The following is a 10,345-nucleotide window of genomic DNA, read 5'->3' as shown; positions in this document are numbered from 1 at the left end:
GCCGCCCCGCAAGCTCTGGCGGGTCGGGCCCTACCTCCCCCGGGGGTCCCGACCCGCCAGTCAGTCAGTCAGTCAGGACTGCGCGTCCGGCACTCGGATCATGATCTCCTGCGCCACTGTGGCCACGAGCTCTCCGTCCCGCGTGTAGATCCGCCCGTTCGCGAGGCCCCGCCCGCCGCGCGCGTTCGGCGACTCCTGCACGTACAGCAGCCACTCGTCGACGCGGGCCGGCCGATGCCACCACATCGCGTGGTCGAGGCTCGCGACCTTGAGGCCGGGCAGCGCCCAGTACACGCCATGTGCGCGCAGGATCGACTCCTGGATCGTCATGTCGCTCAGGTAGGCGAGCGCGGCGCGGTGCAGTCGAGGGTCGTCCGGCAGCGGGGCGCGCATCCGCATCCACACGCACTGGTGCGGCACGCGCTTCTCGTCGCTCGGCAGGAACAGCGGCGCCTCGACATGACGGATGTCGGCGGCGCGGTCGCTGAGCATCCTGCTGGTTCCCGGCGGCAGCCCGTCGACCCGGTCTTCGTCGGAGAGCAGAGATTCGGGGGAGGGGACGTCCTCCGGCATGGGCACGGCGTGCTCCAGTCCCGGGTCCGCGTCCTGGAAGGACGCGATCATCGAGAAGATCGGCACGCCGTTCTGATACGCCTGCGAACGGCGCGTCGAGAACGAGCGTCCGTCATGGATGCGGTCGACGGCGATCGTGAGGCCCTGCGTGGCGTCGCCGGGGCGGAGGAAGTAGCCGTGCATCGAGTGGACGGCGCGATCCTCCGGGAGCGTCCGCTCCGCGGCCAGCAGGGTCTGCGCCAGCACCTGACCGCCGTAGATCCGGCCGGACGGCATCGGGTGCGACGACCCGGTGAAGATGTCCTCGGTCGTGCGAGCCTGCGTCGCGTCCAGATCGAGCACGTCGAGCAGCTGCCGGACGGTGCGGACGGCGTGGTCATCTGGCTCGGTGGGGCGCATGAGTTCCTTCCCGCGACTGCGTCCGCCGCTGGCATTGCTAGTTTAGAGGGCGTGCCGCATCACCTGCTCCTCGCCGACGCCGACACGTCCAAGGACGTCCTGACCTTCTTCGGCAGGGCGTCCCGGATCGGCGACGAGGGGGTCCGGCTGCAGGCGGCGCGCGGGGTCCTCGCGCTCACGGCCGCCGCACTCGCCCCGCACGGTCTCTTCGATCACACGCCGACGGTGCTCGCGATGCGGATCGTGCACGCGGACCCCGAGCTCGAGTGCGACGTCGTCGTCGGCTCGCTCGGGACCACAGACGACGACCGCGCGCTCGCGCTCCCGGAGACGGGGCTCTCTCCGGCCTGGGCCGGCGTCGCCCCGCCGCGGGGAGCGTGGGAGCAGACCGCGACGCTGCCGGCATCCCTCATCGCGCAGCGCGCGCAGTGGGGCATCAGCGCCGTCGCCCGCGGCGCGGCGCCAGGGGCGGGGGAGGAGGCCGTGCGAGCCCTCCGCGCCGCCATCTGGGGGGAGCCCGACGAGGACCTCGGCGGTCTTCCGCGCGGTGTGGCCTTCGCCGCTGACGCCTTCGGCTTCATCTCGGGCGAGGAGGAGGTCCCGGTGCTGCGCTCCGGCCGCTGGACCCGTCTGCCGTTCCGCCGTGGGCACGTCCTCGCGCGCGGCCCCGTCGCCACCGGGCTCACGGCCGTGCGCGGAACGGGCTCGGCGGAGTAGCCCTCAGCCGGCGGCGGCCCTGCCGGCCTGCCGTCCGGAGAACAGGCAGCCGCCGAGGAACGTGCCCTCGAGCGCGCGGTAGCCGTGCAGGCCCCCGCCGCCGAAGCCGCTCGCCTCTCCCGCGGCGTAGAGCCCCGGGATGACTGCGCCGCCGGCATCCAGCGCGCGCCCGTCGAGGTCGGTGTTGATGCCGCCGAGGGACTTCCGCGTGAGGACGTGGAGCTGCACGGCGACGAGCGGACCGGCAGCCGGGTCCTGCAGCCGATGCGGGGCCGCGGTGCGGATCAGCCGATCGCCCCGGTATCCGCGCATCGAGCGCAGCATCCCGATCTGGGCGTCCTTCGCGAACTCGTTGTCGATCTCCCGATCGCGGGCGACCACCTCCCGGCGGACGCGATCGATGTCCAGGAGCTCACCGCCCGGATGCCGGCGCATCTGCTCGAGAAGCGTCTCGAGGTCGTTCTCGACGATGAAGTCCTCGCCCTCATCGAGGAACGCCTGCACAGGACCTGTCGGTCCCTTCGCCAGCCGGGACTTCAGCAGCAGCGGGATGTCCTTGCCGGTGAGGTCGGGATTCTGCTCGCTTCCGGAGAGTGCGAACTCCTTCTCGACGATCTGACGTGAGGTGACGAACCATGAGTGGTCATGCCCCGTCGAGCGCAGATGGGCGAGGGTGCCCAGCGTGTCGAACCCGGGGAAGAGGGGCACGGGAAGCCGGTGGCCAGTGGCGTCGAACCAGAGCGACGACGGACCGGGCAGGATCCGGATGCCGTGCGCCGGCCACACCGGATTCCAGTTCCGGATGCCCTCCACGTAGTGCCACATCCGATCGCCGTTGATCAGGCGCGCCCCGGCGGCGGAGCTGACGGCCTGCATCGAGCCGTCCACGTAGGCGGGGACGCCGGTGAGCATGTGCTCGGGCGGCGTGCCGAGCCGATCCGGCCAGAATGCGCGCACCAGATCGTGGTTGCCGCCGATGCCCCCGGAGGCGACGATCGTCGCACCCGCGACGATCTCGAAATCGCCGATGACGTCGCGCGAGGACTCCTCACCGCGTGCGGCGCCGCTGGACGCCAGTATGCCGCCGCGCGCCCCCGTGACCGTGCCGCCGGTGACGAGGAGCTCGGTGACGCGGTGACGGGGGAGGATCGTCGCCCGACCTTCTCTCTCACCCTGCTCGACGGCGGCGGCGAAGGGAGCGACGACCCCAGGACCGGTGCCCCAGGTGATGTGGAAGCGCGGCACCGAGTTGCCCGGCCCGAGCGCCCCGTAGCCGCCGCGCTCGGCCCAGCCGACCACGGGGAAGAACCCGACGCCGCGTTCGCGCAGCCAGGCGCGCTTCTCGCCGGAGGCGAAGTCGAGGTACGCCTCGGCCCAGCGTCGCGGCCAGTGGTCCTCGGGGCGGTCGAAGCCGGCGTTGCCGAACCAGTCCTGAGTCGCGAGCGCCAGGGAGTCCCGGATGCCCATCCGGCGCTGCTCGGGGGAATCGATGAGGAAGAGCCCGCCGAACGACCACCAGGCTTGCCCGCCGAGGTTCGTGCGCGGCTCCTGGTCGACGATGACGACGCGGCGGCCGGCATCCAGCGCCTCCGCCGCCGCGACCAGCCCGGCCAGCCCCCACCCGATCACCAGGACGTCTGCGGACAGGGGCGTGGTCGTCATGTGCTCTCCGTGGAATCCTGACGTGTGCGGGTCTCGAGCGGCGGCCGTCCGTCGGCTGCCGCGCCGATGCCGGACGGTTCGAATGTGTTCACCATGGCATAGGCGGCGCGCTCGAGGTAGTCCCAGAGCGTCGATTCGTGCAGGGGCGACAACTGCGCCTCATCCACGGCGGTGCGCATGTGACGCAGCCAACGATCCCGGGCGTCGGGGTCCACGTGGAACGGCATGTGGCGCATGCGCAGACGCGGGTGCCCGCGGGTCTCGCCGTAGGTCGTGGGGCCGCCCCAGTACTGGGCGAGGAACAGCGTGAGGCGCTCCGCCGCCGGCCCGAGGTCCTCCTCGGGGTACATCGGCTTCAGCACGGGATCGAGCGCCACCTCGCGGTAGAACACGCTCACGATGCGCTCGAAGGTGGCCATGCCGCCGACCTCGTCGTAGAAGGTCACTTCGCGTCTCCCTCGCCGGTGGTCTTCTTGCGCCGCCAGATCCCGCGCTCGGGCACCGGCGGCACGCCGGTGATCGCATTCGGGCGGGTCTTCGGCGGGTTGGCGCCGCGCACCCGCCGGGCGCCGTCGAGACCCGTCGGGACGACGTCCACCAGGCTCGGCACCGCGATCTCCTTCTCGATCAGCGCGGCGCGCAGCCGGCGCCGGAGCTCCTGCGCGACGTCGTCCTTGGCGTTGGCGCGCGCCTTGATGACGATGCGGACGACCAGTGCGTCGCCGCCGATCGACTCCAGCCCCCACAGCTCGGGCTTCTCCACGATGCGGGTGCGCCACTTCGGGTCCTTGGCGAGCCCCTGCGCCGTCTCCAGCATCGTCTGCTCGACGAGCTCCAGATCGGAGTCGGCCGGCACGCCGAGGTCGATGATGGCGCGGGCCCAGCCCTGCGACATGTTGCCGATCCGCAGCACCTCGCCGTTGCGCACGTACCAGAGCGTGCCGTTCACGTCGCGGACCTGCGTGATCCGGACGCTGACGTACTCGACCACGCCGGTGGCGAGGCCGAGGTCGACCACATCGCCGATGCCGATCTGGTCCTCCGCGACGATGAACATGCCGTTCAGCACATCTTTGACGATGTTCTGCGCCCCGAAGCCGAGACCCGCGCCGACGGCGGCGGTGAGGAGCGTGAGCGAGCCGAGCAGGCTCGGGGCCAGGAAGTTGATCACCAGCACCACTGCGATGACGACGAGCATCACGTTCACGATGTTCTGCAGGATGGTGCCGAGCGTGCGCGTGCGCTGCACGAGTCGCATGTCGGCGAGCGGGGAGCGCTCGAGGGCCTGCGTGTCGTCGACGGATGCCTTCGACTTGGCGCTGTCGACGATCCGGTGCACGACCCGTCGGATGACGAACCGGAGCACGAACGCCGCTGCCACGCAGCTGGCGATGATGATGGCGACGGTGAGCAGGCTCCCGCCGACGTCCATGAGCACCTTCAGCACCTTCGCCCAGGTGCTGGGGTCGGTCGGGTCAGGCGGCGGGGTCGTTTCGAAGGGCAGCATCACTTCAGATAGTAACGATCAGGCCTCTGCGCGGGCTGGACGCGCCGCGGCAGAGGCCTGAACGTGAGAGAGCCGGAGCGTCAGTCGTCGGCGTCGCGAGACTGCGCGGCGAGGGAGCGCTCGACGTCGGCGAGGTTCTCCATCACGAGACGGCGGAGGGCGGGTGCGGCATCCTGGTGCGCGGACAGCCAGGCGCGGGTCGCGTCGCGCAGCGCGGCGTTCGCCAGCGCGGTCGGGAACAGCCCGACGATCAGGTACTGCGCGATCTGGTACGTGCGCGACTCCCAGATCGGCAGCAGCATGTCGAAGTACGAGGGCACGAACTCGCCGAGGACCTCGACGCCCGCAGGGTGCACGAAGCCGAGCGCCGCGGAGCGCACGATCGTGTTCGGGGCATCGTCGCGCTCGATCAGGGATGCCCAGGCGGCCTTCTTCGACTCGAGATCGGGCAGCGCCGCCCGTGCCTGCGCGGCGAACTCCGCACCCTTGGCGGTGTTGTCAGCCGCGAGCGCGGCGTCGATCGTGGCGGCATCCGTCGCGCCGATCGTGGCGAGGCCGACGAGCAGCTGCCAGCTGAGGTCGGCATCGATCTCCAGGCCGGGCAGCGTGCTCTCACCCGAGCGCAGGCGTCCGACGATGCCCGCGTGCTCCGGGGTCACGAGGGAGCCGGCGAAGGCGGTGACGAACTGCAGCTGGCTGTCGCTGCCCCCCTCCGCGCCCTCGGCGAGGGCCCACAGCCCGTCCGCGACCTTCTGGCGCGCCTCCAGACGGCGCTCCGGGGCGACGTAGAGCGTCGCGGCGGTGCGCAGCTGCGCGAGCGTCGTGCGCACGGTGGTGGACTCGCTCTCGCGGCCGATGTTGCCGAGGACCAGGTCGATGTAGTCGGACGCCTTGCTCTCCGCATCGCGGGTCTGGTCCCATGCGGCGCCCCAGACGAGGGAGCGGGCCAGCGGGTCGCTGATGTCGGCGAGGTGCGCGATGGCGGTGGCGAGCGAGCGCTCGTCCAGGCGGATCTTCGCGTACGCGAGATCGTTGTCGTTGAGGAGGACGAGGTCGGGGCGCTTGAGGCCGTGCAGCTCGGGGATCTCGGTGCGATCTCCGTCGACGTCGACCTCGGCGTAGTGCGAGCGGACCAGCGCGCCGTCCTGCAGCGTGTAGAAGCCGATGCCGAGGCGGTGCGGACGGATGGTCGGGTAGTCGGCCGGGGCGGTCTGCGTCACGGCGAAGCGCGAGATCGTGCCGTCGGCGTCCTCCGCGATGACCGGCTCCAGCGTGTTGACGCCCGCGGTCTCCAGCCACTTCTTCGACCAGGTGCCGAGGTCGCGGCCGCTGGTGGCCTCGAGCTCGACGAGCAGGTCGCTGAGCTCGGTGTTGCCCCAGGAGTGCTTCTGGAAGTACTGGGAGACGCCGGCGAAGAACGCCTCGATGCCCACCCAGGCGGCGAGCTGCTTGAGGACGGAGCCGCCCTTGGCGTAGGTGATGCCGTCGAAGTTGACCTGGACGTCTTCGAGGTCGTTGATCTCGGCGACGATCGGGTGCGTGGAGGGCAGCTGGTCCTGGCGGTAGGCCCAGGTCTTCTCCATCGCGTTGAACGTCGTCCACGCCTCGGTCCACTCGGTGGCCTCGGCGGTCGCGATGGTCGACGCCCACTCGGCGAACGACTCGTTCAGCCAGAGGTCGTTCCACCACTTCATGGTGACGAGGTCGCCGAACCACATGTGGGCGAGCTCGTGCAGGATCGTGACGACGCGCCGCTCCTTGACGGCATCCGTCACCTTGCTGCGGAAGACGTACGTCTCGGTGAAGGTGACCGCGCCCGCGTTCTCCATGGCGCCGGCGTTGAACTCCGGCACGAACAGCTGGTCGTACTTCGCGAACGGATAGGGGACGCCGAACTTCGACTCGAAGTAGGCGAAGCCCTCGCGGGTCTTGTCGAAGATGTAGTCGGCGTCGAGGTGCTGCCACAGGCTCTTGCGGCCGTAGACCCCGAGCGGGACCACCTGGCCGGACGCGCTGGTCAGCTCAGAGAAGGTGGCCTCGTAGGGGCCCGCGACGAGGGCCGTGATGTACGAGGAGATGCGCGGGGTGGGCTCGAAGCCCCAGGTGGCGACCGACTTGTCGTCGTGGACGATCGGCTCGGGCGTGGGGGAGTTGGACACGACCTTCCACGCGGCGGGCGCGGTGACGGTGAACTGGAACGTCGCCTTCAGGTCGGGCTGCTCGAAGACCGCGAACACGCGGCGGGAATCGGGCACCTCGAACTGCGAGTACAGGTAGACCTCGCCGTCGACGGGATCGACGAAACGGTGCAGTCCCTCGCCGGTGTTCGTGTAGACGCAGTCGGCGTCGACCACGAGCACGTTCTCGGCCTGCAGGTTCGACAGCGCGATGCGCGCGTCGGCGTAGACCTCGCTGGGGTCCAGCTGCTCGCCGTTGAGGGAGATCTCGCGGACCTCGCGGGCGATCAGGTCGATGAAGGTGAAGCTCTCGGGCGTCGCCGTGAAGCGGACGACGCTGCGAGAACCGAAGACCTCGGCACCCTTCGTCAGATCGAGGGCGACTTCGTACGACTGCGTGTCGATGACGTCGCGGCGCTCCTGCGCTTCGATGCGGGTGAGGTTCTCTCCAGGCACAGCTCTACTCCCAGGGGTGAGGGGATGTGACCGCAATCGTGGCGCAGTTGGCGCCCGCGGCAACCATGACAGCCTACGCCAGGTGCGGCATTCCGCCGTTCCGGGAATCTCATAGGCTCCGGGATGGAAGGATGGAGGGGTGACTGCGATCGATCCGAATGTCGTCCCCTTCGCCTCTCCTGCCGCGGCAGGAGGCGCTCCCATCGTCACCCAGCCGGTCGCCTACGACGGCATCCTGCTGGCCGGCTTCGGCGGGCCGGAGGGGCAGGATGACGTGATCCCGTTCCTGCGCAACGTGACCCGCGGGCGCGGGATCCCCGATGAGCGCCTCGAGGAGGTCGCCCACCACTACCGGCACTTCGGCGGCGTCAGCCCGATCAACGCGCAGAACAGGGCGCTCAAGGCGGCGCTGGAGGACGAGCTGGCCCGTCGCGGCCACGACCTGCCCGTCTACTGGGGCAACCGCAACTGGACCCCCTACCTCGAGGACGCGGTGCAGGAGGCCGCCGCGAACGGCGACACGACTCTGCTGGCCTTCGCGACCAGCGCCTACAGCTCGTTCTCCAGCTGCCGTCAGTACCGGGAGGACTTCGCCCGCGTCCTCGAGGCCACGGCGCTCGGCGACACGGTGGCGATCGACAAGATCCGGCCGTTCTACGACCACCCCGGTTTCGTCGAGGCGTTCGAGACCGGCGTGCGCGAGGCGATCGAGGGCTTCCTCGGCGACGGCGTCGCCCCGGCCGGCATCCAGATCCTGTTCTCCACGCACAGCATCCCCACCGCCGACGCGGAGCGCTCAGGGGCCCGCGACATCGACTGGGGTCCCGGCGGCGGCTACGCCGCTCAGCACGAGGCCGTCGCGGCCTGGGTGATGGACCGGGTCGCGCAGACGCTCCCCGCCGCCAGGGAGGTGCCATGGGAGCTCGTCTACCAGTCCCGCTCCGGTCCCGCCTCCCAGCCCTGGCTCGAGCCCGACGTCTGCGACGTCATCGGCGAGCTGCCCGGTCGCGGACGCCAGGCCGTCGCCGTGGTGCCCGTGGGCTTCATGAGCGACCACATGGAGGTGCTCTGGGACCTCGACACCGAGGCGGCCGAGGCCGCGGAGGAGGCGGGGCTCCGCTTCGTCCGCACGCCGACACCCGGCGTGTCGCCCGCCTTCGTCGCCGGCATCGTCGACCTCATCGAGGAGCGCCTCGAGGGGCGTCCGCTCGAGGCGCGCAAGGCCGTCACCGGTCTCGGCGGAAGCTTCGACGTCTGCCGTCCCGGATGCTGCGAGAACATCCGCGCCGGGTTCAAGCCCGCGGCTGCCGGGATCGCCCCGTAATCGCGGGATTCCGCGTCCGACGCCCTCAATAGGATGGAACCCATGCGCATCCACATCGCCACCGATCACGCCGGTCTCGACTTCTCGACGCAGCTGCAGGAGCACCTCCGCGCCGCCGGGCACGAGGTCGTCGACCACGGGCCGATCGAGTACGACGCGGTGGACGACTACCCCGCCTTCTGCATCCGCGCCGCGCAGGCGGTGGTCGCCGACCAGGCGGCGGGCGTCGAGGCCCTCGGCGTCGTCTTCGGCGGCTCCGGCAACGGCGAGCAGATCGCGGCGAACAAGGTGCAGGGCATCCGCGCCGCCCTCGTCTGGAACGTCTCCACCGCCGAGCTCGCCCGCGAGCACAACGACGCCAACGTGATCTCGATCGGCGCCCGCCAGCACACCTTCGACGAGGTCGCGACCTTCATCGACACGTTCATCGCGACGCCCTTCTCGGGCGACGAGCGGCACGTGCGCCGGATCGGACAGATCGCCGATTTCGAGCGGGACGGATCGCTCCTGCCGGACCCGCGGGCCTGAGATGCCCGAGGGGCACTCCGTCCATCGGATCGCGCGCCAGTTCGACCGGAACTTCGTCGGGAAGACGCTGATCGCGTCCAGCCCGCAGGGGCGGTTCGCCGAGGGGGCCGCGGTCCTGGACGGTCGCGAGGCGGTCAGCGTCCAGGCCGTGGGGAAGCAGATGTTCCTCGAGGCCGAGGGCGACGTCTGGCTCCGCGTGCACCTGGGACTGTACGGCGCGTGGGACTTCGCGGGAGAGATCCTCGTCGACCCGACGATCGCCTCCGCGAACGGCCGGATGGGGCAGACCAACCAGCGCGGCACCGTCCTCGACGAGCCGATCCTCGATGACGCGGGGGAGAACTCGCTCGCATCGATCGGCGCCCCGCGGCGCACCCGCGTGCACGTGCGCATGTCGGAGCAGACGAAGGGTCTCGCCGATGAGGGCATGGAGTGGCCGCCGCCGATCGTCGGGCAGGTGCGGCTGCGCCTGATGACCGACATCACCGCCGCCGACCTCCGCGGTCCCACCGCCTGCGTGCTGCAGACTCCGGAGGAGATGCTCGCCACCGTGGCGAAGCTCGGCCCCGACCCGCTGGTCGGGGATCCGGTGGAGAACGAGGAGCGCTTCGTCCGCACCGTGCGCAAGAAGCAGACGGTCATCGCCCTGCTCCTCATGGATCAGGCCGTCGTCAGCGGAATCGGCAACGTGTACCGCGCTGAGATGCTCTACCGTCAGCGGCTCAACCCGCACACGCCGGGACGTGACGTCCCCGAGGACGTCGTCCGGGCGCTCTGGCGCGACTGGGTGCGGCTGCTCGCCATCGGCGTGGAGACCGGGCAGATGATGACGATGGACGATCTGTCGCCGGAGCAGTACCGCGCAGCGATGGCGAGCCGGGACGACCGGCACTGGGTCTACCACCGCGCGGGCCTGCCCTGCCGCGTGTGCGGCACCGAGATCGCACTGGAGGAGATCGGGGCACGCAAGCTGTACTGGTGCCCGCGCTGCCAGGCCTGACC

9 protein-coding genes are annotated in these 10,345 nt (G+C 70.6%); 4 read left to right on the top strand and 5 right to left on the bottom strand.

Features of this window, described 5'->3' with window-relative positions; all coding sequences use genetic code 11:
* Positions 1-72: 72 nt before the first annotated feature.
* Entirely contained in the window at positions 73-972 is a 900-nt protein-coding gene (locus G6G98_RS02610; protein ID WP_164233733.1) for an acyl-CoA thioesterase, read from the bottom strand.
* Between the two features lie 51 nt (positions 973-1,023).
* Between G6G98_RS02610 and G6G98_RS02605 the strand changes: the two genes are divergently transcribed.
* On the top strand, positions 1,024-1,689 hold the full coding sequence (locus G6G98_RS02605) for a hypothetical protein (protein ID WP_164233734.1): 666 nt from the start codon (positions 1,024-1,026) through the stop codon (positions 1,687-1,689).
* A 3-nt stretch (positions 1,690-1,692) separates the two neighbouring features.
* On the opposite strand, the gene G6G98_RS02600 is transcribed toward G6G98_RS02605, so the two are convergent.
* The 4 genes from G6G98_RS02600 to pepN all read right to left on the bottom strand — a co-directional run bounded on the left by G6G98_RS02600 (position 1,693) and on the right by pepN (position 7,491).
* Positions 1,693-3,351: an FAD-binding dehydrogenase gene (locus G6G98_RS02600; protein WP_164233735.1), complete on the bottom strand. Its 1,659-nt coding sequence runs from the start codon at positions 3,349-3,351 to the stop codon at positions 1,693-1,695.
* Positions 3,348-3,797, bottom strand: a complete 450-nt coding sequence (locus tag G6G98_RS02595) for a globin (protein WP_084788273.1) — start codon at positions 3,795-3,797, stop codon at positions 3,348-3,350. Before G6G98_RS02595 ends, G6G98_RS02600 begins: the two co-directional genes overlap by 4 nt.
* Positions 3,794-4,858 (bottom strand): mechanosensitive ion channel family protein, encoded by a 1,065-nt coding sequence (locus tag G6G98_RS02590; protein ID WP_084788274.1) that lies wholly within the window; start codon positions 4,856-4,858, stop codon positions 3,794-3,796. The genes G6G98_RS02595 and G6G98_RS02590 overlap by 4 nt, the downstream gene beginning before the upstream one ends.
* 80 nt (positions 4,859-4,938) lie before the next feature.
* Entirely contained in the window at positions 4,939-7,491 is a 2,553-nt protein-coding gene (gene pepN / locus G6G98_RS02585) for an aminopeptidase N (RefSeq protein ID WP_164233736.1), read from the bottom strand.
* A gap of 139 nt (positions 7,492-7,630) precedes the next feature.
* Here pepN and G6G98_RS02580 point away from each other — a divergent pair, with 139 nt between their 5' ends.
* Genes G6G98_RS02580 through G6G98_RS02570 form a run of 3 tightly spaced genes read left to right on the top strand, consistent with a single transcriptional unit; the run spans position 7,631 to position 10,343 of the window.
* Positions 7,631-8,815, top strand: a complete 1,185-nt coding sequence (locus G6G98_RS02580) for a ferrochelatase (protein ID WP_067351757.1) — start codon at positions 7,631-7,633, stop codon at positions 8,813-8,815.
* Between the two features lie 42 nt (positions 8,816-8,857).
* Positions 8,858-9,343, top strand: a complete 486-nt coding sequence (locus G6G98_RS02575; RefSeq protein ID WP_067351760.1) for a ribose-5-phosphate isomerase — start codon at positions 8,858-8,860, stop codon at positions 9,341-9,343.
* A gap of 1 nt (position 9,344) precedes the next feature.
* Positions 9,345-10,343 carry an Fpg/Nei family DNA glycosylase gene (locus tag G6G98_RS02570; RefSeq protein ID WP_067351765.1) on the top strand — a complete coding sequence of 333 codons (999 nt, stop codon included), beginning with the start codon at positions 9,345-9,347 and terminating at the stop codon, positions 10,341-10,343.
* Positions 10,344-10,345: the final 2 nt, after the last annotated feature.

The organism is Microbacterium hydrocarbonoxydans, assembly GCF_011752045.1.
Lineage (GTDB): Bacteria > Actinomycetota > Actinomycetes > Actinomycetales > Microbacteriaceae > Microbacterium.
The sequence above is the reverse complement of the archived record's forward strand: the minus strand, read 5'-3'. Positions and strand labels throughout refer to the sequence as shown.

Excerpts from the sequence above, each read along its gene's own strand:
- G6G98_RS02575 (WP_067351760.1), top strand. The coding sequence starts at position 8,858 with ATGCGCATCCACATCGCCACCGATCACGCCGGTCTCGACTTCTCGACG.
- G6G98_RS02600 (WP_164233735.1), bottom strand. The coding sequence starts at position 3,351 with ATGACGACCACGCCCCTGTCCGCAGACGTCCTGGTGATCGGGTGGGGG.
- G6G98_RS02610 (WP_164233733.1), bottom strand. The coding sequence starts at position 972 with ATGCGCCCCACCGAGCCAGATGACCACGCCGTCCGCACCGTCCGGCAG.
- G6G98_RS02570 (WP_067351765.1), top strand. The coding sequence starts at position 9,345 with ATGCCCGAGGGGCACTCCGTCCATCGGATCGCGCGCCAGTTCGACCGG.
- G6G98_RS02590 (WP_084788274.1), bottom strand. The coding sequence starts at position 4,858 with ATGCTGCCCTTCGAAACGACCCCGCCGCCTGACCCGACCGACCCCAGC.